This is a genomic window from Rhodococcoides sp. S146-33 (genome assembly GCF_059489205.1).
Genome location: NZ_JCAJWY010000001.1, coordinates 569,584 through 593,165, shown reverse-complemented (window position 1 = coordinate 593,165; position 23,582 = coordinate 569,584). Strand labels below are relative to the sequence as shown.

Below are 23,582 nucleotides of genomic sequence, written 5' to 3'. Positions count from 1 at the left end.
CTGCCCACGCTCACATGGATTCGAGTTCCCGGATCAGCGTCGCCGCGTCGTATGGTCCGACGTGGCGGGTCAGGTTCTTGTCACCGCGACCCAGGTAGAACGTCGGAGTGCCGCCCACGTCGGAGGAGGTGGCGTCGAGTTCGTCGTCCTCGACGCGGACCACGTAGTCGCCGGTGCGGATGTCGTCCTCGAAACGGTCCATGTCGAGGCCGAGTTCTCGTGCGTAACCGTCGATGTCGTCGGGCTCGAGTGCGTCGCTGTTGCGGAACAGTACGTCGGCCATCTCCCAGAACTTGCCCTGCGCTGCAGCAGCCTCGCTGGCGTACGCGGCGTAGCGGGCATGCGGGTGATAGTCGTCCAGTGGCAGGTGGCGGTAGACGTACCGGAGGTCGTCACCGAAGTGCTTGCGTACTTCGGCGACGCTGCCGGTTGCCTTGCTGCAGAACGGGCACTCGAAATCGGCGTACTCCACGATCGTCAACGGAGCGTCGACGGGCCCGCGGATGTGATCGCGCTTGGCGCTGACCGGACGCAGAATACGCAGCGATGCTTCGGCTTTCGGCGGGTGAATCTTTGCGTCGATACGGAACAGAATCCAGCCGAGCAGTGCGGCGATCACCGAGGCCGCCAACACGCCGACGCGCGCCTCGTCGGCCAGTAACGGATCGTCGAGCGCGAGGTCGATGATGAACAGCGAGATAGTGAACCCGATTCCGGACATTGCCGCACCGCCGGCGATGTGCGACAGCGTCAGTCCGGGAGCCAGAGCCGACGGCCTCAATTTCGCGAAAACAGCCGAGGCAGTCGTGATTCCGACGAGCTTGCCCAGCACAAGTCCGGCGATGATGCCCCAGGTGAGCGTCGACGTCGATGCAGCCTTCAGGGTGTCGGAACTCAGCACCACCCCGGCATTGGCAAGCGCGAAGATCGGCACGATGATGAAGGCCGTGTACGGCTGATAGAGCCGCATCAACCTCTCGTTGACCGAGACTGCTTGATCCAGGCCGAGTCTCGCGGCTCGCGCGTATTCGGGATTCGGTGATTGACGGAAGGCGCGGGTGAGGTCCGATGCTCGCTCCACCTCGGAGCGGCGCGGCGGGTAGACCGGGAGAATCAGCGCGATCATCACGCCGGCGAGGGTGGGGTGCACTCCCGACTCGTACATCGCGACCCACGTGAACAGTGCGACGACGAAGTACCCGACGCCGCGCCACACCTCGAGCCTGCGCAGCAGGAAGATCAGTCCGAGCCCGATGAACGCCAACACCAACGGCACCACGTCGAGGTCGTCGGTGTAGAAGAACGCGATGATCGCCAGCGCGCCCACGTCGTCGGCCACGGCGAGCGTGAGCAGAAAGATCCGCAACCGCGCGGCCTTCTTCGGGCCGAGCACCGCGAGTGCCCCGAGCAGGAACGCGGTGTCGGTGGAAATGACGACACCCCACGCCTGCGCTGCCGGGCCGGAGGGATTGAAGGCGAGGAACAGCAGCGCGGGTGCGGCCAGTCCGGCGAGTGCGGCCACGATCGGGATGGCGGCGCGTGATCGGTCGGTGAGCTCACCCATCGCGAACTCACGCTTGACCTCGAGACCGACGACGAAGAAGAACAGCGCCATGAGCCCGTCGTTGACCCAGTGGGCCAGATCGAGAGAGATGCCGTGCTCGCCGATGGTGACCGAGAGTTCGGTGTGCCAGAACGACTGATACGTGTCACCGAGTGGTGAGTTCGCCCAGATCAGGGCTATCAACGTGGCAGCCAACAGGAAGCCCGCAGCCAAGGTTTCGCTGTTCTTCTCGCCGCGAGCCCGCGAAATCCGTTCGACGAATCGCGCCATCGGGCGGTCCGTCGGCGTGATCTGATCTGCCATCTGCAGTCCGAGTCCTTCTTCGAGGAGTGTTGTGAAGCAGTCTGTACCAACACCGTCGTCGGCGCTTTCCTTCCGCCTACTCGAGTAGGGTTGTCGGGCCGCGAGCCAGCGACGGGAGAGATGTGCACGACATATTCGGGAAAAGGCATTAGTCCGCGGATAAACGGGAATACGAGCCCGACTCACCCCTGCCACGAAGGAACATCCATGCGTGATTTCATCTGCCGCAAATGCGGACAGAAGCTGTCGTTCGAGAACTCACTGTGTCTGAGCTGCTCGAGCGCACTCGGCTTCCATCTGCCGAGCAGGGCGCTGCTGGTGCTCCCGGACAAGGCCGACGACGGCGTCGCCGAAGCAGAGGTGGACGGCACGACGTGGAAGATGTGCGCCAACCTCAACACCGCGCGATGCAACTGGTTGGTCGACACCGCCGACGCCGACGAGCTGTGTGTGTCCTGCCGACTGACCCGAACCCGGCCGGCCGACGACGATGTCGACGCGATGGCCGCCTATGCCGACGCCGAGACGAACAAGCGTCGCGTCGTTCTCGAACTCACCGAGCTCGGCCTGCCGATCGTGGGACGGGACGAGGACCCATCGACAGGTCTGGTGTTCGATCTACTCTCCAGCGCCGACCAGCAGGTGATGACCGGCCACGACAACGGTCTGATCACTCTCGACCTGGCCGAGGGCGACGACGTGCACCGTGAGCAGTTGCGGGTGGCGATGTCCGAGCCGTACCGCACTCTGGTCGGGCACTTCCGGCACGAGATCGGCCATTACTACCAGATGGTGCTGGTCGGAGACGGTGAGCATCGCGCAGCGTTCGAGGAACTGTTCGGCGATCCGGATTCGAGCTACCAGGATGCACTCGATCGCCATTACAGCGAGGGTGCGCCCGACGGCTGGGAGGACAATTACGTCTCGTCGTACGCCACCATGCACCCCGCAGAGGATTGGGCCGAGACCTTCGCGCACTACTTGCACATCCGCGACACCCTGGACACGGCGGCGGCCTTCGGGATGGCACCGGCCGGTTCGACGCTGGAGAGTCCGCTGCCCGGTGACGTCGGCTTCGATCAGATCATCGACTGGTGGCTGCCCCTGTCCTGGGCCTTGAACCAGATCAACCGTTCGATGGGTCACCAGGATCTGTACCCGTTCGTGCTGCCGGCGACCGTGGTGAAGAAGATCGGGTTCGTACACTCTCTGATCGCGCCCAGCACACTCTGACGCCCCGCTAACGGTTCGTGACCTTTGTTGCCCGGGGCGTACCCTATGTTGTCGGCATGCCGCCGATACGGGGTACGTCCCGTGTGCAGCAGTAGGACGAGGTGACCACCATCAGCGAGCAGACACTGAACTCGTCGGGGGCAATCCCGCGGGTTACCGACTTCGACCTCAGTCGACGGCTGGCAGAGGTGGCAGAGAAACTGCGGCGTCAGCATTCGGATCCCGATCGGGTTCTGGCCGTCATCACCGAGTCGGCGGTGGCCAACGTCCCCGCTGCGGAATTCGCCTCCATCACCACCGTGCTGCAGGGAAAGTTCGTGCACAGTGCGGCAGTCTCGGGCGAGCCTGCCGGGCATTGCGACAGGATTCAGGAGCAGCTGGGCGAGGGCCCCTGCCTCGAATCGGCCGTCGAACAGACGACCATCAGAATCGACGACATGGACAGCGACGCCCGCTGGCCACTGTTCGCAGACGCCGCGTCCGCGCTCGGGGTCAAGAGCATGATCTGCTTCCAGCTCTACGTCGAGGGCATCAACTTCGGCGCGTTGAACCTGCACTCCACCCGAACCGACGCATTCTCGGACGAGGCCGAATCCATCGGCTCATTGTTCGCTGCCCATGCCGCTATCGCGTTCTCCACCGCACGCGAGGAGCAGCAGATCCGGGCCGCGCTGACGAGCCGCGACCTGATCGGTCAGGCCAAGGGCATGTTGATGGAACGGTACAACCTGAACTCGCAGGCAGCATTCGCGTTGTTGGCCAAGCTTTCTCAGGACACCAATGTCAAACTTGCCGACCTCGCCGAACAACTGGTGATCGACGCGGCGAAATCCACCGACTGAGCAGTCAGCGAACGTCCAGGCCGTCCGTACTCGCGACCGACACCGCGGGACCGTCCGAGACGACGAAGACCTCGATGCGGACATCCTCGTCGAGGTAGCGGCTCAGCAGTGCCAATCCTGATGTTGCGGCGATGATCTCGTGCACTCGATCGCCTGAGATCGGATAGTCGTCCACGTCGTGACGCCAATGCGCAGCCACCAGCGTTCCGCCGGTCTCCAGATGATCGACGACGCGATTCATCGCCGACGCCAGATCGGCGGTATCGAGGTAGTACCCGACCTCGCTGATGACGATCAGGTCGAAGGGCACCTCGGCGTCGGGCAGGGTCGACCAGTCGTCCGTCAGAGACCACAGTGCGAATTCGACCGCAGCAGAGTTCGATACGCGTGCCCGAGCAGAATCGAGGGCACTGCGCACCACGTCGGTCGAGACCACGTGGTCGCACCGGGTGGCCAACTGTTCGGTGAGTACACCGATCGAACAACCGGGCTCCAATGCCCGCCGATACTGCGGCTTGGGTAGCGACGCCATGGTGAGCGCGTACTTGCGCTGCTCGTACCACTTGCTGTCGAGCATGAACGGATCATCCTTTACCGCATAGACATTGCGGAAGTAGTCGGCGCCCAGGCTCGTTCGAGAATTGGGGCTCGTTCCAGAACTCCGGGTCATGCGAACACCACCTCGAACGGTCGCCGATAGCGGGCCAGGATGTGCGGCGGCAACACGGCTCGATCCGCGGGGTGATCGGACAGCGGCCGGATCTGAGAGTCGAACTGCTCGATGGATGCTCGTTTGGCCTCGCGGGTGTGCGGAGGAAGGTCGATGCGACGGCACCGTGTCCACGGCACCGCCGGATGCTCTGGAGTTGCCCAGTGCCACATCCAGATCGGGTATTCCACCACCGGTATACCTACTGCGTTCGCCGCCGTGAGACAGGCTCTCGCGGTGGCTTCGTGATCGGGATGGCCGTCCCCGCGCCACGGCGTCAGGCACCAGGTACCCGGGGCGGCATCGAGCAAGGGCATCAACGCGTCGGCCACTGCACCTTCGTGGTGTTCGACGGCGCCGTCGGTGATGTGCAGACGCGTCGGAGAGTGGTCGATCCCCAGCTCGGCAAGTGCGCGTTCGGATTCGACGGGGCGTCGCACACGCAGGTCCTCGGCCGTCACCGTCGGGGAACCGGGATGCGAGCCGTCACCGTCGGTCACCGCGACCACCCGCACGTCGACGCCTGCCGCGGCTGCCAACGACAGCAAGCCACCGACACCGAGAATTTCGTCGTCCGGGTGCGGGGCGACGACGACCATGGTGACGACGTCCTTCCACTCGAGACCGGGGACGGACCAATCGGCGGTCATCCAGTCCGATTCAGCGGTGCCGACATCGACTTCGGCGTCGAATGCGTTCTCTACCATGGGTTGTCTTCCTCGGCGATGTCGCGGCCGAGAGCCTCGAGGTCGCGCTCGGCATGGCTTTGCCGCAGGTAGACGGTCAGGTCGGCGACGCGTCCGGCATGCTCGCCGTCGCTGCACAGGGGGCCGGCACCGAGAGCCCGACCGACGCGGTCGATGCACTGCGTGGCCGCATCCTCGACGACAGCGCGCACGATCCGGGCTCGCGTTCGAGCGCGACCGGTGCGGTCGAACGGATCTGCGTCCACCTCGGCCGCCGCGGTGGTCAGCGCGCTCGATGCCGCGCCGAGTGCCGCCGCGATGGCACCGAGATGGGCCGCACGATGTGGATCCGGCCGCTCTCGCACTGCAGCGTGCAGGGTGTCTGCGACAGCGCATGCGCTGCCGAACCACGCCGCCGACACCCCGATTGCCCCGTGCCAGAAGCCCGGTCGAGTCAGGTAGTCCCTCGGACCTCCGACGGTGACGGCGGGGACAGCGTCGAATGCGACCGAACCCGAATCACTGTCGCTCATGCCCACGGCATGCCAGGTGTTCGGTACCGGGGCGACGCCCGGATGTGTCAGATCGACGGCGAACAACCGGGGACTTCCGTCCACGCGGGCGGTCACCAGCGCGTGCGTGCACAGCGATGCGCCGGAGCACCACGGCTTGGTTCCGGTCAGAACCCAGCCCGAATCCTGCTGTGCCGCTTCGAGGATCGGAGCCGGTGGTTCCGCGGCCCACACGCCCCAGATCTGCCCGCGCTCCGGCGTCGGGCCGTCGAGTTCGTGCAGGATCGCGATCGCGTCGGTGTGCGCTTCCGACCACCTGCCGAGAACGGTGTTGTGCCGGCTGAGGGCGGCGAGCGATTGCCATCGCAGGTCTGTGTAGCCCGACCCGGGCAGCGCCAGGTCGAGACGCCCATCGGCTTCGAAAGCCAGGAAGGCTGCGCGCAACCCGGTGTTCTGTGTCGGGGGGTCGAGCGAATCTCGGATATATGTATCGATCATGCGGAAGGCTCCAGAGAACGAAGGAATTCGGCCATACCGTCGGGCGCTCTGCCGCGGAGACGCCCCGACGTGGTGACCGAGATGTCGCACACCCGACGGCACGCGATGCCGCCGAGTTCGAGGCGTCGGACCAGATCGTGATCCTCGCCGGTGGCCAGCGGCGCGAATCCGCCGACGGAGAGGTAGTCCGTCGCTCGGATGCCCAGATTGGCGCCGTGTACGTGTGGATGGCCGAGTTCGTGTCGGTAATGCGCGTCGTATGTCGTTTGCAGCCGGACGTCTTCTTCGACGCGGCCCTCGAACTCGACGGACACCGTTCCCGCCACCGCCCGTGCGCCGTCGGTGGCGTGCCTGAGATGACCCAGCAACCAGTCCTCGCCCACCTGGGTGTCGGCGTCGGTGGTAGCGAACCAGGTGGTGGCTGCGAATTCTGCCGTGTGCTTCGAGAATCCTGCTGCCCGGGCAGCGCCGACGTTGCGGTGCGCGACCGTCACGGTCGACACCGAGGGGTGACGAGCAGCGATCGAGGCGGAGTCGTCGGTGCACGCATCGAGCACGACGATCGTCGATACGGTCACCGGAGCCGCTTCGACGACGCGACGCGTTGCCCGCGACAGGGCCGTCAGGCAGGCGTCGAGCAGATTCTGTTCGTTGTGGGCCGGAACGACGACGACGATGTGGCTGACGGGGTCACGGCTGGGGAGATGGGGAGAAACTTCGACGACCACGGTCCACCCTTTTCGGACACCGGACTCTTCAACAGTCCGCAAACGCGACGCCGCCGGTGTCTGGACGGATGAGGTTCTTTCTCTAGTACCCGTTCCCGGCCCATCGACACCTGCCCTCTGGCCTGCGCAGACAGTGTCCGGGTCGGGTTGGCGCAAGCTACTCGTACCCGGGGTTTCTTTCGGCCGTTTCGGAAATATCCGATTAGCAAATGTCCGAGTGGTATGTGTTAATGGGCGTTGCCCCGCGGCAGCACTGCTGATGGGCATCACGACGCAGTACGAAGGATGGTCGGGTCACATGGCAACACAGGTTCGCACTCGCAGATTCGCCCGTATCGGGGCAGTCGTCGCAGGTACAGCCCTTGCTGCATCTGCAGCATTCGGATCGGCGCAGGCCGCACCGCTGTGGCCGGGTGGCCCGGACGTCTCCATTCCCGGCTTGCCCGGATCCTCTGACCCCGCAGCCCCGGCACCGCAGCAACTGGTTCCGCAGGTCGCACCCGCCAACTTCGCCGATCCGAGCATCAGCCCGTCCGGCGGCGAGGTCGTCGGAGTTGCGCAGCCCATCGCCATCCGCTTCGACGAGGCCATCGGCGATCGTGACGCTGCACTGCGGGCCATACGCGTCACGACGAACCCGTCCGTCGACGGCCACTTCTACTGGATCAACGACACCCAGGTGCGGTGGCTGCCGAACGAGTTCTACCCGGCGCATACCCAGGTGACCGTCGAAGCGGGCGGCGCGAAGGCGGAGTTCTCCACCGGCGACTCGATCATCACCACGGCCGACGACAACACCAAGCAGATCACCGTCACCCGCAACGGCGAGGTCGTCAAGACCATGCCCACCTCGATGGGCAAGGTCGACCACGAAACTCCGAACGGCACCTACATCGTCGGCGAGCGTTTCCGCGACATGTACATGGACTCGTCCACCTACGGCGTCCCGGTGGACTCCGAGGAGGGCTACCGCACGTACGTCGAGTACGCCACGCGCATTTCCTACAGCGGCATCTTCGTGCACGCAGCTCCGTGGTCGGAAGCGCAGCAGGGGTACTCCAACGAATCGCACGGCTGCCTGAACGTCAGCACCGAAGACGGCAAGTGGTTCTTCGAGAACGCCCAGAAGGGCGACCCCGTCATCGTCGTCAACACCGACGGCGGCACCTTGAGCGGATCCGACGGCCTGGGAGACTGGAACCGCTAGAGCGGCTTCGCCGCATGTGACCGGAACTTCGTAGCCCGCTACGAAGTTCCGCTCACATAGGTTGGTCTGCGCGACGGTGAGCGTTGGGGCTCCGTTCACCGTTCGTTAGCCGAGACTCAGCACAGTCCTCGCGGTGAGTGCAACAACCGAACGAGTGCTGCCCACGGCGCAGAAGAAGAGCTTCTTCTCGCGGCCGTGGACCGATTACGCACTGTTCCTGATTCTCGTGGGCCCCAATCTGGCCCTGCTGGCGGTGTTCACGTATCGGCCGCTGGTGGAGAACTTCCAGTTCTCGTTCTTCGACTGGAACCTGTCCTCACCCACGTCCACGTTCGTCGGCTTCGAGAACTACCGCGAGTGGGCCTCCCGCGACGACACCTGGCAGATCGTCGGCAACACCGTCGTGTTCACGGTCGCGGCCGTCGTCGGATCGCTGGTGCTCGGTCTGGTGCTCGCCCTGCTGCTGGATCGAAAGCTCAAGGGCCGCAACTTCGTTCGCTCCGCCGTGTTCGCCCCGTACGTCATCTCCGGTGCCGCCATCGGCATCGCATTCCAGTTCGTCTTCGACCCCAACTTCGGCCTGGTACAGGACCTGATGCGACGCTTCGGCCTCGGCGCGGTCCCGGATTTCTACCAGGACCCCAAGTGGGCGATGGTCATGATCACCGTGACGTACCTGTGGAAGAACTTGGGCTACACCTTCGTCATCTACTTGGCGGCTCTGCAGGGTGTGCGCAAGGAACTGATGGAAGCGGCCGAGATCGATCAGGCGAGCCGCTGGACCACGTTCCGGAAAGTGCTTCTACCGCAACTGCGTCCGACGACGTTCTTCCTGTCGATCACCGTGCTGCTCAACTCACTTCAGGTCTTCGACATCATCAATGTCATGACGCGCGGAGGTCCACTGGGCACCGGCACCACGACGATGGTCTATCAGGTCTACGAGGAGACGTTCCGCAACTTCCGGGCCGGCTACGGCGCGACCGTCGCGACGATCCTGTTCCTCGTGTTGTTGATCGTCACTCTTGTGCAGGTACGAATCATGGATCGGGACGATCAGCGATGACAGTGGTGGACAAGCCCGCGACGGCCACGGCGAAGAAGACCTCCGGCGACCCGCAGCGCACGCGCCGCAGCGCGAACATCCTCGGATACGCGGCCATGGTTGCCGTCCTGCTGATGATCGGGCTGCCGCTCTTCTGGATCCTGATCACCTCGTTCAAGGACCGCCCGGATATCTACGTGCAACCGGTCACCTGGTGGCCCAGCGTCTTTCACCCGCAGAACTACGACGAGGCGACGACGGAGGTGCCGTTCTTCACCTACCTACGTAACTCCATCATCATCACTACGGCCGTATCGTCCATCAAGTTCGTTCTCGGGGTACTCAGTGCCTACGGTCTGGTGTTCCTGCGGTTCCCGGGCAAGAACATCGTCTTTCTCGTCATCATCGCCGCGTTGATGGTGCCCAACCAGATCACCGTCATCTCGAACTACTCGCTCATCTCCGAGCTGGGTTGGCGAAACTCGTTCCAGGGCATCATTATTCCGCTGGCAGGTGTCGCCTTCGGTACCTTCCTGATGCGCAATCACTTCCTGTCGTTGCCGCCGGAGATCATCGAGGCCGCGCGCATGGACGGTGCCGGGCCGGTACGGCTGATGTTCCGGGTGATCCTGCCGTTGTCGGGTCCGACGATGGTTGCCTTCGCGATCATCACGATCGTCACCGAATGGAACGAATATCTCTGGCCGTTCCTGATGTCGGACGATTCGTCGGTCGCGCCGCTCCCGGTCGGCTTGACACTGCTGCAGAACAGCGAGGGCTACACCAACTGGGGCGCGGTCATGGCGGCGACGGTGCTGACCATTCTGCCGATTCTTCTCGTCTTCCTCGTCCTCCAGCGCCACATGATCAAGGGCCTCACCTCCGGTGCGGTCAAGGGCTGATTCACCTCACTATCAGGAGTCGAACACCATGGCACACATCATCAATCGGCGTGGCTTCCTCACGCTCACCGGTGCGGCTGCGGCCGCCGCAGCTCTCGCGGCGTGCAGCGGCCCCGGATCGGGCTCGTCCGGCGGCGGCGGCGGTGTCGAAGGCGATGCGAACACCATCAATTTCTGGTCGAACCACCCAGGCAAGTCGCAGGAGTTCGAGAAGGAACTGATCTCGCGGTTCCAGGCACAGAACCCGGGCCTGACGGTGAACCTCATCGACGGCGGCAAGAACTACGAGGAGGTGTCGCAGAAGTTCAACGCGGCACTCTCGGGCGACGATGTGCCCGACGTCGTCGTGCTCTCGGATGTCTGGTGGTTCAACTACGCGCTCACCGGTGCGATCGAGCCCCTCGACCAGCACTTCTCCGCGGCGGGAGTAGACCAGTCCGACTACGTGGATTCGCTTCTTGCCGACTACAACTGGAACGGCAACCACTGGGCTCTGCCGTATGCGCGCTCGACGCCGCTGTTCTACTACAACAAGGCCGTCTGGTCGGCCGCCGGACTGCCCGATCGCGGACCGGCCACCTGGGCCGAATTCGACGAGTGGGGCCCGCGCATCCAGGCGGTCGTCGGCAACGGCAAGCTCGCGCACGGGTGGGGCAACGCTGTCGACTACCTCGGGTGGACGTTCGAGGGACCGATCTGGACGTTCGACGGGGCGTACTCCGATCAGTTCCAGCTGAAGTTCGACGACCCCAATACCATTGCCGCAGGCAAGTTCCTGCAGGACATGATCCACACCAAGAAGTACGCGGCAGTCTCCAACGACATCGCCAACGACTTCGCCGCCGGTATCCTCGCCTCCACCATCGCGTCCACCGGCGATCTGTCCACGATCAAGGCAGGTGCCGCGTTCGAGTTCGGCACTGCGTTCCTGCCGGCCACCGCGGGAACACCGGGTTGCCCCACCGGTGGTGCGGGTCTGGCCATCCCGGCGAAGATCTCGGAAGAGCGAAAGGTGAACGCACTCAAATTCATCGACTTCGTCACCAACGGTGCCAATACCGCCTACTTCTCGCAGAACACCGGGTACATGCCGGTCCGCAAGTCGGCGCAGCAGGACCCGTCGGAGATCGCATTCCTCGAGGCCAACCCCAACGCCAAGACGGCCGTCGATCAGTTGGCATTGACCCGCTCGCAGGACTACGCCCGCGTCTTCGTTCCCGGTGGGGACAAGATCATCGGTAGTGGACTCGAGCAGATCGCACTGCAGAACGCCGATGTGGCAACGACATTCGCGTCCATCTCGGAGCAGCTGCAGCAGATCATCGACCGCCAGATCACCCCGAAGCTGCCGAAGTAGTGGCCGCCGTTCACTACGCCGGTGTCTCGCATCGGTATCCGGGAGCCGAGTCGCTCGCTGTGGACAGCCTGGAACTCGACATCGCGGACGGTGAATTCATCGTCCTGGTCGGGCCTTCGGGCTGTGGCAAGTCGACGAGTCTGCGGATGCTCGCCGGCCTCGAATCCGTCGAAAGCGGTCACATCGACATCGGCGGAGTGGACGTCACCTCGTTGGCACCGCGGGCCAGGGATGTCGCGATGGTGTTCCAGAACTACGCGCTGTATCCCAACATGACCGTCGGCGACAACATGGGCTTCGCACTGCGCAACGCCGGAATGAGCAAGGCGGACACTGCAGCACGGGTGCTCGACGCGGCGAAGATGCTCGAGCTCGAGCCGCTGCTGAATCGCAAACCCGGCAAGCTCTCCGGTGGCCAGCGCCAGCGAGTAGCGATGGGGCGCGCCATCGTGCGTCAGCCCAAGGTGTTCTGCATGGACGAGCCGCTGTCCAACCTCGATGCCAAGCTGCGCGTGTCGACCAGAGCCCAGATCGCCGGTCTACAGCGGCGATTGGGCACCACCACGGTCTACGTCACCCACGATCAGGTCGAGGCCATGACGATGGGTGACCGGGTCGCGGTGCTGCTCGACGGCACACTGCAGCAGATCGCGGCTCCGCGAGAGCTGTACGACAACCCCGTCAACACGTTCGTCGCGGGGTTCATCGGTTCCCCCGGAATGAACCTCGTCGACGCCCCCGTGCACGACGGCGCTGCCGTACTCGGCGAATTGCGCATCCCGGTCCCGTCCTCGGCACGCGAGCGCGTGGTCGTCGGGATTCGCCCCGAATCGTGGGATCTGGTGGGCGAAGGCAGCGGTCTGAGCCTCACCGTCGAGCTGATCGAGGAACTGGGTGCGGAGTCGTTCGTGTACGCATCCGCACCCAGCCCCGACGGTGGGTGGACGACGCCGTCCGGACGTATCTCGGTTCGCGTCGACCGCAAGCTGTCCATCGCCCTGGCCGAAACCGTTCGACTGGTGCCCAAGCTGGGCGAGTTGTTCTTCTTCGACGCCGCTACCGGCCTGCGGTTGTCGTAGCCGGCTCACCGAGAGCCGGTTCACCGAGATCGATAGGGAGAGTAGCCCATCCGTGTAGGACGCGGGTGTTGCGGCGGGTTCCCTCGCCTGCCGAGCGTAGGTGCGGGAACCTGTCGAACAGCGCTTTGAGGCCTACTTCCGATTCGGCTTTGGCCAGTGCTGCGCCCAGGCAGTAGTGGCGGCCGCCCGAGAACGACAGGTGCTTCCCTGCGTTGGCTCGGGTGACGTCGAATCTGTTCGGGTCCTCGAATACCAGTGGGTCTCGGTTGGCACCGGCGAGCACGAGGATCACCAGCGATCCCTCCCTGATCGGCACACCCTCGACCACGACGTCGTGTTTGGCGGCCCGTGCGGTCAGTTGCACCGGAGATTCCATCCGCAGCATTTCGTCGATGGCGGTGGGCCAGTGCGACGGATCTTCCTGCAGCACAGCGAGCTGATCGGGGTGATCGAGCAACAATCGAATTCCGCTGCCCAGCAGGTTGACGGTCGTCTCGAATCCTGCCGCCAACACCAATCCTGCAGTGGCTCTGAGCTCTTCGTCGTTCAGCCCGATGCCCTCGTCCTTCGCGGCGATCAGCTGACTCATCAGATCGTCGCCAGGATTACGGCGCAACTCGGTGACGTGCTTGGAGAGCCACGCATCGAACCCGATCAGCCCACGCTCGACCTGCTTGAACTGGCTCCAGGACAAGCCGATGTCGAGGCTCGGTGCGGCCATCTCACCGAATTCGAGCACCCGCTGGTTGTCCTCCACCGGAACACCCAGGATCCGCCCGATCACCGCGACCGGCAGGCGCGCGCAATAACGATCGACGATGTCGACAACCGGAGAACCGTCGGACAGCTCGTCGAGCAGTGCATCCGCGGTCTCCTGCACCTGATCACGCATCTGCGCCACGGCCCGAGCGGTGAACACCGAGGACACCAGTTTGCGGTACCGCGTGTGATCGGGCGGTTCGACGGAGAGGAGGGAGGGCGGCAGAATCGGGTGCAGTGCACCGGATCTGGTGTGTCGTTCGATCCACCGCAGCGGTGCGGGCAAGGTACCGCCCAGTTGCGTGACCCGGAAGTCGTCGGAGCGGAGCAAGTCGAATGCCACCCGATGGTGCACGGTGATGTTCGAGATGCGGGTCTTCACCAGCGGCGCCTTACGGCGCAGCATTTCGTAGACCGGCGTGGGATTGGCCCGCGTCGCCGGATCGGCGACCAGCATGGCCTGTGGGTCACCCGCCGCCGCCGCGCGCTTGGCCCCGAACCGGATGACCCCGTGCGCTGCGAGCCATCGTACGAATTCCCTCATCCGAACACCCTCCCCTTGTTCCTACGCGGTACTACCAGATCTTGACGCGCTGCCCCGGCTCCAAGTACAGCGCATCTCCGGGCTGTACGTCGAAGGCTTGGTGAAAACTGTCCAGATTGCGCACGACCCCGTTGCACCGGAACTCCGGCGGCGAGTGCGGATCGACGGCGAGACGACGGATCGCCTCGGCGTCTCGTGCCTTGGTGCGCCACACCTGCGACCAGCCGAAGAATACGCGCTGCAACCCGGTCAGGCCGTCGAGCACCGGTGCTTGTTTGCCTTCGAGCGAGATCTCGTAGGCGGCGACCGCGATGGACAGGCCACCCAGGTCACCGATGTTCTCACCGATGGTGAACTCGCCGTTGACCTTGTGTCCGGGCAGTGCCGCGGGCTCGAACTCGTTGTACTGCTCGATCAGGGCCGTGGTGCGCTTGCCGAACTCGGTTCGGTCGCTGTCGGTCCACCAATCGACCATGTTGCCGTCGCCGTCGTACTTGGCACCCTGGTCGTCGAATCCGTGGCCGATCTCGTGGCCGATCACCGCTCCGATGCCGCCGTAGTTGGCCGCGTCGTCGGCCTCCGGGTCGAAGAACGGTGGCTGCAGAATGGCTGCGGGAAAGACGATTTCGTTCATGCCGGGGTTGTAGTAGGCATTGACGGTCTGCGGCGTCATGAACCACTCGTCGCGATCGACCGGACCGCCGAGCTTGTCGAGATCGCGCTGGTGGTCTGCGGTATAGCCGCGGCGGTAGTTACCGAGCAGGTCATCGGCGCTGATCTCGACGCCCGAGTAGTCGCGCCAGCGATCGGGGTAGCCGATCTTCGGGGTGAACTTGTCGAGCTTGTCCAGAGCCTTCGTGCGTGTCTCCGGACTCATCCATTCGAGCTCGGAGATGTTGCGGCGGTACGCCTCGGTGAGGTTCTCGACCAGCACCTGCATCCGCGCCTTGGAGTCGGCGGGGAAGTGGCGTTCGACGTAGAGCTTGCCGACGGTCTCGCCGAGAACGTCCTGCACCAAGGAGACTCCGCGCTTCCAGCGCTCCCGGTTCTCCTCGGTGCCCGTCAGCGTGGTTCCGTAGAACGCGAAGTTCTCGTCGACGATCGCGCTCGTCAGGAACGGTGCGCGCGAATGGACGACGCGCCAGGCGAGCCACGCCTTCCAGGCCTCGATGTCCTCGGAGGCCCACAGTGCAACGAAAGTGTTGAGGAACGACGGCTGCCGCACGACGATCTCAGCGAACTGCTCGGTCGAGGCTCCGAGGCCGGAAATCCATGCTGCCCAATTGAATCCGGGTTCGTTCTCGACGAGGGTGTCGAATTGGACGAGGTTGTAGCTCTTCTCGGCATCACGCCTGGCGACGACATCCCAGTGGCCTGCCGCGATTTTCTTCTCCAGGTCGAACACCGTCTGGGCGTCGTACTCGATACCGCTGAGCGCGAACATCTTCGAGATGTGCGCGATGTAGCTCGTGCGAATCTCCGCGTAGTCGTCCTGGCGATAGTACGACTCGTCGGGTAGACCGATACCGGACTGGCTGAAGTGCACGAGGTAGCGGTCGGACTGCTTGGCGTCGGTGTCCACGTACTGGCCGATGCCACCGCCCACGCCGGTGCGCTGCAGCGAGCCGAGAACGCCTGCGAGCGTAACCGGATCGGCCGCGTCGGCGATGGCGGTGAGCTCGTCGGCGATAGGCGAGACGCCAAGCTGCTCGGCACGGTCGGCGTCCATGAAGCTAGAGAACAGGTCGCCGATCTTCTGTGCGTCGCTGCCCGCTGGAGGATTCGCGGCGGCGGACTCCTCGATGATGATCTGCACGTCGACCTCGGCGCGGTCGTACAACGTCCGGAAGGCTCCGTCGACGGCGCGGTCCGCGGGGATGTCGTAATCCTCGAGCCACTTGCCGTTGACGTGCACGAAGAGGTCGTCCTGCGCGCGTGTGTTCTCGTCCTGGTAGCTGAGGTCGATGCCCGAGTTCACTACTGAAGTCATGCGTCCATCTTTACACTCTTGCGCTCGATTGAACGGGTGTTTAATCTGCTGTACATGCGTACAGCAACGGAGGACCTCACGACGAGGGCGCGGATCCGCGATACCGCGATCGACGTATTCGGCGCACAGGGCTTCACCGCCGGGTTGCGGTCGATCGCCACGGCGGCAGGCGTCTCACCTGGGCTCGTCAACCATCATTTCGGATCCAAGGAGGGTCTGCGCACGGCTTGTGACGAGCACGTTCTGCGGGTGATCCGGGAGTCGAAGTCTGCGTCGGCCGGTCCCGCCGGGATGATGGAGCAGCTCGCGCGAATAGACGAGTACGCGCCGCTCGTTGCGTACATCGTGCGGAGCTTCTCGGCGGGCGGCGCACTGGCGCGAGAGTTGTTCGAGCACATGGTCGCCGACGCCGTTCGGTACATCGACGACGGTGTCCGCGACGGGCGGTTCACGCCCAGCCGCGACCCTGAGGCACGCGCTCGATTCATGACCCGACAGAACGTGGGCGGCCTACTGCTGTACGCGCAGATGGCCGGCCCCGACGTGGACTTCCGCGAGGCCCTCACTGCGCTGAGCGACGAGATCATGCTCCCTGCCCTCGAGCTATACACCGACGGATTCTTCACCGATTCTCACGCTTTGGACGCGTACCTGGAGGCAAAGAAATGACCGAGGCAATCGAAGTCGACGGATTGACGAAGACGTTCGGGTCGGTCCGGGCACTCGACGGACTCGACCTGCGCGTCGATACCGGCGAGGTACACGGCTTCCTCGGTCCGAACGGAGCCGGGAAATCCACGACGATTCGCGTCCTGCTCGGGCTCGTCCGCGCGACGTCCGGCACCGTGCGACTGCTCGGCGGGGACCCGTGGGCCGACACCGTGGCCTTGCACCGACGTCTGGCCTACGTCCCGGGCGACGTGACGCTGTGGCCGTCGTTGACCGGCGGTGAGGTGATCGATCTTCTCGGCCGGATGCGCGGCGGCATCGACACCACTCGCCGAGCCGAACTGCTCGAACGGTTCTCTCTCGACCCCGGCAAACGCAGCCGAACGTACTCCAAGGGCAATCGGCAGAAGGTTGCACTGATCTCGGCCCTGGCGTCGAACGTCGAGCTGCTGATTCTCGACGAACCCACCTCAGGACTCGATCCGCTGATGGAACAGCACTTCGCCGACTGCGTGAAAGATGCTGCTCGACGCGGAGTCACGGTGCTGCTGTCGTCGCACATCCTGTCCGAGGTCGACGCGCTGTGCAGTTCGGTGACCATCGTCAAGGACGGTCGAACGGTGGATACCGGCACGCTGGCATCGATGCGGCACCTCACCCGAACGACGGTGACCGCCACTGTCGATCGAGTGCCGCAAAATCTCGCAACATTGGCCGGGGTCTCTGCGGTCGACGTGGACGGTTCCACGATCACCTGCACAGTGGAGAACGACGCCCTCGCTGCGGTCATGCACGTCCTGGCCGACGCCGGAGTGCGGAGCTTGGTCAGCAGCGCTCCGACTCTCGAAGAGCTGTTCATGAGGTACTACGCATGAACGGCACGGGAGCACTGCTGCGGTTGTATCTACGCCGTGATCGCCTGGTAGCGCCCATCTGGGTCGTGCTGCTCGGAGCGCTGCCGCTGCTGTATGCGGTCAGCTTCGAGGGCCTGTATCCGACGGCGGCAGACCGACAAGCGTTCTATCTCGGCACCGTGGCGGTGCCGGCACAGGCGGCTCTCGTCGGGCCGATCTTCGGCAGCGACCTGGGTGCCCTGGTGTCCTGGCGCGCCGAACTGATGCTCACCCTCGTTCCGTTGGCCGCGATCCTCACCGTCGTTCGGCACACTCGCGCCGAGGAGGATGCGGGGCGGACCGAGCTGATCGGGTCGACTGCAGTGGGCAGATACGCAGGGCTGAGCGCGGCCGTGCTGCTTGCGGGCGGCAGCGTCGTGGCGACGGGAATGTTGTCGTTCGTTTCGCTGTGGGCATTCGGTCTGCCGGTGACCGGGAGCCTCGCGTTCGGGGCCTCGATTGTCGTCGTCGGCGCGGTGTTCGTCGGCTGCGCGGCGCTGGCGGCCCAGGTGGCGTCGGGGGCTCGGGTGGCTCGCGGCTACGCCCTCGGCGTGTTGGCCGCAGCATTCGTACTCAGGGCGATCGGCGACATCGGCTCGGGGACGCTGTCGTGGTTCTCACCGATCGGCTGGTCGGCGCAGGTGCGGCCGTTCGCCGACGAGAGGTGGTGGCCGCTGCTGCTGTCGCTGGTGACCGCAGCTGCGTTCTGTGCCGCGGCGTTCGTGGCAGCGAATCGACGCGATCTCGGCAGTGGTCTGCGGGCCGATCGCCGCGGCCGGCCGGCTGCCGTGCCGTCACTGTCCGGTCCCGTTGCCCTCGCGTGGCGACTCTCGCGCGGAACCATCGTCGCCTGGACCGTCGGGCTCGCTCTGTTCGGCATCGCGATCGGCTCGTCCACGGACGGGATAGGTGACCAACTCGGCAGCAGCACCGCCATCAGCGAGGCACTCGGAAAATTTGGCGGCACCACTCTCGAACAATCGTTCATTGCTGCCGTGCTGAGCATCGTCGGCATCATGGTGGCGGCCTACTCGGTGGCGGCGCTACTGCGGTTGCACGGCGAAGAAGAGGCAGGACTGGCCGAGATCGTGCTCGCCACCGGCGTCTCGCGTCTCCGATGGCTGGCCGGGCATCTCCTCCTGGCCGTCGTCGGCCCGGCGTGGCTGCTGCTGGTCGTCGGCCTCACCATCGGGCTGACGTACGGGTCGGCGACCGGCGATGTGACGGGCGAACTGTCGTCCGTCGTGGGCGGCGCGCTGGGGCAGCTCCCGGCCGTGTGGGTGGTGACGACCATCGGCGTCGCGCTGTTCGGCGCTGTACCTCGGTTCGCGACTCTTCTGTGGGCGGTCCTCGGCGGCTTCGTCGCCCTGGGCCAGATCGGTTCCGTGGTGGGCCTACCGCAGCCGTTGCTCGATCTCTCGCCCTTCACGCACACACCGCGATTGCCGGGGGATGCTGTGTCCCTTGCGCCGATCGGGTGGCTCGTCGTGATCGCTGCCGTCGTCGGCTTCGCGGGAATCGCAGCGTTCCGCCGAAGGGACATCCGCGGGTGACGTCGGTCGAATAGCATCACTCGTGGCCGATATGTCCGGACCGGTCCGACGAGTCCGGTCCGGCGATTCGGCCGACACGGGCTTGGAGGATACGTGCACTCGATATTTCTGCGCACGTGGTGGAACCAGCCTCACAGCTATGAATCGGTCGTCGATTACCTGCGTCTGCACGGTGCGCTCGCCCCGTATCGCCTCGCTGCAGCTCTGAGTACGTTCTCGTACGGACTCGGCGCGGCTGCGTTGCTGCTGCTCACCGACGCGTCTCCGACCTCGACCCTCGCCGAGCTCGTGTACGTCGTTGCGATCGTGTCGGCGCTCGTCGTCGGTATCGCCTGGCTGATGGCCCCGTGGCCGTCCAAAAGACTGTCTCTGTCGTTCGCTGCGTACGCGGATGTAGGAACAACGTTGGGGCTGCTGGCCTATGGATCACCCCAGACAGTCATCTTGGCGTGCGCCCTGCTCGCAGCCAACAGTGTCTACATACAGCTCTTCCACAGTCCGCGAGTGATGGCCCTGCATCTGCTCTGGGCCGCGGCGACAGTAGGGCTGATGTTCGGGCTCATCCTCTCGGAGCCCGATGCCGATCACGGCCTCGCCGTCGCGCAACTCGTCATGCTGGTACCCATCACCTTCATGGGCCCGACCTTCTTTCAGTACTTTCTGCTCAAACTGCAGGTTCAAGCGCAGGCGGCCAATCTCGACCCGCTCACCCAGATACGCAATCGTCGAGGACTCGAGGAGGCGCTGCCGGTCTATTTTCTCGGAGCCGGCGACATTGCAGTGATGGTGGTCGACGTGGACCGATTCAAGTCGATCAACGACCGATTCGGCCATCACCAGGGGGACGCAGCCCTGCAGCTCGTCGCGCGTCGACTGGAGAAGGACGGTGTGCTGCTGGCGAGGGTGGGCGGCGAGGAGTTTGCGGTGGTGACCAAGTTGGGCGTAGGCGAGGCGCACACACTGGCCGAGGAGTTTCTGGGTGCCGTCTACTCTGTGGGCGACCTCGCACCCCTGACCGTCAGCATCGGTGTGGCGCACTGCATGTACCCGAGTGCTCGCGACATCGGTGTCGACGCAGTCGAACTCACCGATCGACTGTTACGAGAGGCAGACGTGGCGATGTACGAAGCCAAGAAGCAGGGCGGTAATCAGGTGGTGGTGGCGGATCTGTCTGCGCGAGACGACTTGACCGGCTGAGGTGACCGGACCGGCCGATGCACCGAGGCGCCAGTGCATCGGCCGGCGGCTCAGTTCGGTGTCGAGTCGTCGTACTGGTTCTCCACGTTCTGCTGGAATTCGTCGGCGCATTGCTGTTGCGCTGCAGTATCGCTGCCTGCGTTGCTGATGCAGTCGGTGAAGTCCTGTCCACCGACTGCATTGAACAGGCCGACGCCGACGACGACGAGAACGATCGACAATGCTGCGGCCACGAAACCCAGGATGATCGCGATGAGGGACACGGTGCCGTTGGTGGCGACGCGCTTCTTGTACCTCGAGCGTCCTATGAAGCCGAGGACGATGGCGATAAGGCCGAGAACAACTCCACCGACGATGGTCCAGGAGAACAACACACCCAGAATCGCCAGGACCAGAGCAACCGTGCCGATGGTGTTCTTCGGTGCTACCGGCTGTTGCTGGTACCCGCCCTGCTGGGGGTATCCGCCCTGCTGGGGGTATTCACCAGGTGAAGGGTAGTTTCCGGGCGGGGGATAATCCCCGGGCGGCGGGTTCTGATTCGACACGTCGAGTACCTCCGATGTTGGCGTTCGTGAATGCTGGGAGTGTAAGCAGGTGTCTGCCGGGCCCACGCGCCCCACGTCTACCCGTGATCAACTTGTCATCGAACGTACATGTCAGCCGCCGAGCCGCGAATGCATCTCCCAGATCAGTACCTCGGCTGGTTCCGACGCTGTGATCTGTTGTCCGCCAGTCGAACTCAGGCGCACGGCATCGCCCTCGTACAGTTCACCGACGCCCTCCATCGAGACAGTGCCGCGGGCGACGAAAACATGGGCGAAGGGTGCGTCGGGCACCGTTACCGCGTTCCCCGGCAGCAACCTGGCTGCGTGCAGCGCCGCCGACTTCTGCGAGATGCCGATCGCGGCCTCCCCGCGGTGCTTCTCCATCCCCGACGCGACGGTGACCAGCCCACCGCGCAACAACTCGTCGCCGATCTCGAGCTGTTCGTATCCTGGTGTGGTGCCAGGACTGTCCGGCAAAACCCACATCTGCACGAAGCGAACGGGTTCGGTGTGCCGATTGCCGTCGATGCTCCAGGAGTCGTTCTTCTCCGAGTGCATGATGCCCTTGCCCGCGCTCATCCGTTGTGCGAGTCCGGGGTAGATGATTCCGGAGTGGCCGATGGAGTCCTGATGGACGAGTGAACCCTGCACCACCCAGGTGACGATCTCCATGTCTCGATGTGGATGAGTCTCGAAACCTTGACCGGCAGTGACGATGTCGTCGTTGTTGACCAGCAGCAGTCCGTGATGGGTGTTGTCGGGATCGTAGTGCTGGCCGAAGGAGAACGAATGCTTCGAGTCCAGCCAGGACACACGGGTTTTCAGTCGATCGCCGGCGCGGTGCACATCGATGTGGGCGGTCAGTGGAGCGGACATGTGACCACTGTACGAGCATGTCGGTGCACCGGGGCACGACCTCCGATAACGTTCGGGTGTCTTTGCTGTCGGGGTGTGAGCGTCGCTGTGAGTGGGTAGGTTCTGAGTCACTGCTCCGCAAACTCCGAAGAAGGCGGCGAGAGATTTTCATGGTCGGTTCCAGCTCGAGTGCGGCACGCACGGTCGAACCTCTGCTCACGGAGGCTTTGGCAACGTGGCTACCGGCCCAACGGTGGTTCGGTGCAAAGGGGTCGACCGTGGATTCGGTGCAGATCCTCGAACGCCAAGTTCTTCATGACGAACCACATTTCGCGGCCGAGCATGTACTGGTGGAGGTGCACTTGACGCAGGACGGCTCGGTGGTGACGCAGACCTACCAGGTGCCACTCGGCTTTCGCACCGAGCTGACCGACGACCTCCGCCCGTGGGTGCTTCCGGTAGCGGGCGAGGTTGCCGTGTTCGACGGGCTACGAGACCCGGAGATCATCGGCCTGTACGGCGACGCCTTCGCTTCCGGAAATTCCACGGGCAGCATCGAATTCAAGATCGTCGACGGTTCGAGTGTGCCGAGCGGTCTGCCCGGTCGGGTTCTGGGGGCAGAGCAGTCCAACACCTCGGTGATTCTCGGTGATCTGCTGTTACTCAAGCTGTTTCGACAGGTTCCGCCGGGAGTGAGCCCCGATGTGGAACTGCACCGCGCCCTGGCGGCGGCAGGCAGTGTCAATGTCGCACCGCTGCGGGGCTGGTTGGAAGCCGTCGTCGGCGGCGAGCCGACCACACTGGGCATGATTCAGGACTTCGCCGCGAACTCCACCGAGGGCTGGACCGCCGCTCTGGCAAGTGTTCGCGAGGTGTTCGATTCTCCCGATACACCGATCGAGGAACTGCCCGGCGATTTCGCCCGGGATGCTCATCGAATCGGAGCTGCCGTCGCGCACGTGCACCATGACCTGGCCTCGGTGTTGGGCACCGTCGAACGCTCGGTGGAATCGACCGCCGTCGAGGAGATTCTGGCTCGTATCTCGGGGGTAGCGCGGGTGGTGCCGGAGATCGCCCAGTTCATCCCGGCGGCCACGGCGCTCATTTCGCGCGCGGAGGCGTCGACGAGCACTACCGTGCAGCGCATTCACGGCGACCTGCATCTGGGACAGGTGCTGGGGACGCCCGAGCGGTGGCTGCTCATCGACTTCGAGGGTGAGCCCGCCAAGACCCTGGCCGAGCGCCGACAGATGGACAGCCCCTTGCGCGACGTCGCGGGAATGCTGCGCTCGTTCGATTACGCAGCCAACCATCTTTTGGTCGATCAGCCCGAGGACCCCTCGATGCGGGAGCGCGCCGACCAGTGGGCAGCGCGCAGCATCGCCGCGTTCTTCGACGGCTACGCCTCGGTGGCCGGGCACGATCCGCGCGACGAGGCCGATCTGCTGCGCGCCTACGAACTCGACAAGGCCGTCTACGAGGTTCTGTACGAGGCGCGCAACCGGCCGACCTGGTTGTCCTTGCCGATGCGTGCTGTCGAGCGTTTGGTCAGCTGATCGGTGAGCTGGGGGTGCACGTCGACGGGCCTGTCTACGACAAGTACCGTATTGCCTGACACGGGAGGCAGGACATGAACGGTATTTTGGCAATCTTCGGCATCGCGGTGGTCGTCATCACCATCCTCGTTGTGGTGGTGCTCGTTGCGGTGTTGTTCGTCGCGTCGATCAAGCCCAACAGCCTCAACATCGACCTGGACCGCAAGAAGCGTGCTCGGGAAGAAAGTTCCTCCAAAGCCTGAGATGTCCGTCACGTCCGAGACCGATTCGGTCGTGCTCGGAGTTGTATCGGATCGAAGCGCCGACTGACGCTTCCGGTTCTACAACTGGAGATCTCGTGAGTACCTCGCTGAAAG

At 64.3% G+C, this 23,582-nt stretch carries 22 protein-coding genes; 13 read left to right on the top strand and 9 right to left on the bottom strand.

The annotated features are described in order from the left end of the window. Positions 1–10 precede the first annotated feature (10 nt). Entirely contained in the window at positions 11–1,867 is a 1,857-nt protein-coding gene (gene nhaA / locus AC5WEY_RS02825) for a Na+/H+ antiporter NhaA (RefSeq protein WP_495644601.1), read from the bottom strand. A gap of 207 nt (positions 1,868–2,074) precedes the next feature. On the opposite strand from nhaA, the gene AC5WEY_RS02820 reads away from it, so the two are divergent. Both AC5WEY_RS02820 and AC5WEY_RS02815 read left to right on the top strand, forming a co-directional pair. After that, positions 2,075–3,100 (top strand): zinc-binding metallopeptidase family protein, encoded by a 1,026-nt coding sequence (locus AC5WEY_RS02820; RefSeq protein WP_057476889.1) that lies wholly within the window; start codon positions 2,075–2,077, stop codon positions 3,098–3,100. A 101-nt stretch (positions 3,101–3,201) separates the two neighbouring features. Then, positions 3,202–3,942, top strand: a complete 741-nt coding sequence (locus AC5WEY_RS02815) for a GAF and ANTAR domain-containing protein (RefSeq protein ID WP_200936540.1) — start codon at positions 3,202–3,204, stop codon at positions 3,940–3,942. A gap of 4 nt (positions 3,943–3,946) precedes the next feature. Here the strand turns inward: AC5WEY_RS02815 and AC5WEY_RS02810 are convergent, their stop codons facing one another. From AC5WEY_RS02810 to AC5WEY_RS02795, 4 genes are read right to left on the bottom strand one after another with little or no spacing between them, the layout of a single operon-like run. Further along, positions 3,947–4,612, bottom strand: a complete 666-nt coding sequence (locus tag AC5WEY_RS02810; RefSeq protein ID WP_495644600.1) for a class I SAM-dependent DNA methyltransferase — start codon at positions 4,610–4,612, stop codon at positions 3,947–3,949. Next, positions 4,609–5,358 carry a PIG-L deacetylase family protein gene (locus AC5WEY_RS02805; RefSeq protein WP_495644599.1) on the bottom strand — a complete coding sequence of 250 codons (750 nt, stop codon included), beginning with the start codon at positions 5,356–5,358 and terminating at the stop codon, positions 4,609–4,611. Before AC5WEY_RS02805 ends, AC5WEY_RS02810 begins: the two co-directional genes overlap by 4 nt. Further along, positions 5,352–6,347: an acyl-CoA dehydrogenase family protein gene (locus AC5WEY_RS02800; protein ID WP_495644598.1), complete on the bottom strand. Its 996-nt coding sequence runs from the start codon at positions 6,345–6,347 to the stop codon at positions 5,352–5,354. Before AC5WEY_RS02800 ends, AC5WEY_RS02805 begins: the two co-directional genes overlap by 7 nt. Beyond that, positions 6,344–7,075, bottom strand: a complete 732-nt coding sequence (locus tag AC5WEY_RS02795) for a glycosyltransferase family 2 protein (protein WP_057476892.1) — start codon at positions 7,073–7,075, stop codon at positions 6,344–6,346. The genes AC5WEY_RS02800 and AC5WEY_RS02795 overlap by 4 nt, the downstream gene beginning before the upstream one ends. Before the next feature lie 298 nt (positions 7,076–7,373). Between AC5WEY_RS02795 and AC5WEY_RS02790 the strand changes: the two genes are divergently transcribed. The 5 genes from AC5WEY_RS02790 to AC5WEY_RS02770 all read left to right on the top strand — a co-directional run bounded on the left by AC5WEY_RS02790 (position 7,374) and on the right by AC5WEY_RS02770 (position 12,665). Next, positions 7,374–8,282 (top strand): L,D-transpeptidase, encoded by a 909-nt coding sequence (locus tag AC5WEY_RS02790; protein WP_057476893.1) that lies wholly within the window; start codon positions 7,374–7,376, stop codon positions 8,280–8,282. A 133-nt stretch (positions 8,283–8,415) separates the two neighbouring features. Beyond that, entirely contained in the window at positions 8,416–9,348 is a 933-nt protein-coding gene (locus tag AC5WEY_RS02785) for a carbohydrate ABC transporter permease (RefSeq protein ID WP_495644597.1), read from the top strand. Continuing rightward, complete coding sequence (locus tag AC5WEY_RS02780; RefSeq protein WP_495644596.1) at positions 9,345–10,229, top strand: carbohydrate ABC transporter permease; 885 nt, start codon at positions 9,345–9,347, stop codon at positions 10,227–10,229. Before AC5WEY_RS02785 ends, AC5WEY_RS02780 begins: the two co-directional genes overlap by 4 nt. Positions 10,230–10,257: 28 nt before the next feature. Next, positions 10,258–11,586, top strand: coding sequence for an ABC transporter substrate-binding protein (locus tag AC5WEY_RS02775; RefSeq protein WP_495644595.1), 1,329 nt, complete (start codon positions 10,258–10,260; stop codon positions 11,584–11,586). Further along, positions 11,586–12,665, top strand: coding sequence for an ABC transporter ATP-binding protein (locus AC5WEY_RS02770; RefSeq protein ID WP_495644594.1), 1,080 nt, complete (start codon positions 11,586–11,588; stop codon positions 12,663–12,665). Before AC5WEY_RS02775 ends, AC5WEY_RS02770 begins: the two co-directional genes overlap by 1 nt. On the opposite strand, the gene AC5WEY_RS02765 is transcribed toward AC5WEY_RS02770, so the two are convergent. Both AC5WEY_RS02765 and AC5WEY_RS02760 read right to left on the bottom strand, forming a co-directional pair. After that, positions 12,643–13,968, bottom strand: coding sequence for a cytochrome P450 (locus AC5WEY_RS02765; protein ID WP_495644593.1), 1,326 nt, complete (start codon positions 13,966–13,968; stop codon positions 12,643–12,645). The genes AC5WEY_RS02770 and AC5WEY_RS02765 overlap by 23 nt on opposite strands. Positions 13,969–13,999: 31 nt before the next feature. After that, positions 14,000–15,958, bottom strand: coding sequence for a M13 family metallopeptidase (locus AC5WEY_RS02760; RefSeq protein WP_495644592.1), 1,959 nt, complete (start codon positions 15,956–15,958; stop codon positions 14,000–14,002). A 54-nt stretch (positions 15,959–16,012) separates the two neighbouring features. Here AC5WEY_RS02760 and AC5WEY_RS02755 point away from each other — a divergent pair, with 54 nt between their 5' ends. The 4 genes from AC5WEY_RS02755 to AC5WEY_RS02740 all read left to right on the top strand — a co-directional run bounded on the left by AC5WEY_RS02755 (position 16,013) and on the right by AC5WEY_RS02740 (position 20,270). Then, positions 16,013–16,627 (top strand): TetR/AcrR family transcriptional regulator, encoded by a 615-nt coding sequence (locus tag AC5WEY_RS02755; protein WP_495644591.1) that lies wholly within the window; start codon positions 16,013–16,015, stop codon positions 16,625–16,627. Next, positions 16,624–17,502: an ABC transporter ATP-binding protein gene (locus AC5WEY_RS02750; protein ID WP_495644590.1), complete on the top strand. Its 879-nt coding sequence runs from the start codon at positions 16,624–16,626 to the stop codon at positions 17,500–17,502. Before AC5WEY_RS02755 ends, AC5WEY_RS02750 begins: the two co-directional genes overlap by 4 nt. Next, complete coding sequence (locus AC5WEY_RS02745) at positions 17,499–19,073, top strand: ABC transporter permease (protein ID WP_495644589.1); 1,575 nt, start codon at positions 17,499–17,501, stop codon at positions 19,071–19,073. The genes AC5WEY_RS02750 and AC5WEY_RS02745 overlap by 4 nt, the downstream gene beginning before the upstream one ends. Before the next feature lie 93 nt (positions 19,074–19,166). Beyond that, a complete protein-coding gene (locus AC5WEY_RS02740; RefSeq protein ID WP_495644588.1) occupies positions 19,167–20,270 on the top strand; it encodes a GGDEF domain-containing protein in 1,104 nt (367 codons plus the stop codon). A gap of 50 nt (positions 20,271–20,320) precedes the next feature. On the opposite strand, the gene AC5WEY_RS02735 is transcribed toward AC5WEY_RS02740, so the two are convergent. After that, entirely contained in the window at positions 20,321–20,815 is a 495-nt protein-coding gene (locus AC5WEY_RS02735) for a DUF4190 domain-containing protein (protein WP_235581612.1), read from the bottom strand. A 111-nt stretch (positions 20,816–20,926) separates the two neighbouring features. Next, the gene (locus AC5WEY_RS02730; protein WP_057476902.1) at positions 20,927–21,691 is read right to left on the bottom strand and encodes a pirin family protein; all 765 of its coding nucleotides are present in this window, start codon (positions 21,689–21,691) and stop codon (positions 20,927–20,929) included. A gap of 149 nt (positions 21,692–21,840) precedes the next feature. On the opposite strand from AC5WEY_RS02730, the gene AC5WEY_RS02725 reads away from it, so the two are divergent. Both AC5WEY_RS02725 and AC5WEY_RS02720 read left to right on the top strand, forming a co-directional pair. Next, positions 21,841–23,226: a maltokinase N-terminal cap-like domain-containing protein gene (locus tag AC5WEY_RS02725; RefSeq protein ID WP_495644587.1), complete on the top strand. Its 1,386-nt coding sequence runs from the start codon at positions 21,841–21,843 to the stop codon at positions 23,224–23,226. Between the two features lie 74 nt (positions 23,227–23,300). Beyond that, on the top strand, positions 23,301–23,468 hold the full coding sequence (locus tag AC5WEY_RS02720; RefSeq protein WP_155289282.1) for a hypothetical protein: 168 nt from the start codon (positions 23,301–23,303) through the stop codon (positions 23,466–23,468). The last annotated feature ends 114 nt before the right edge of the window (positions 23,469–23,582 follow it).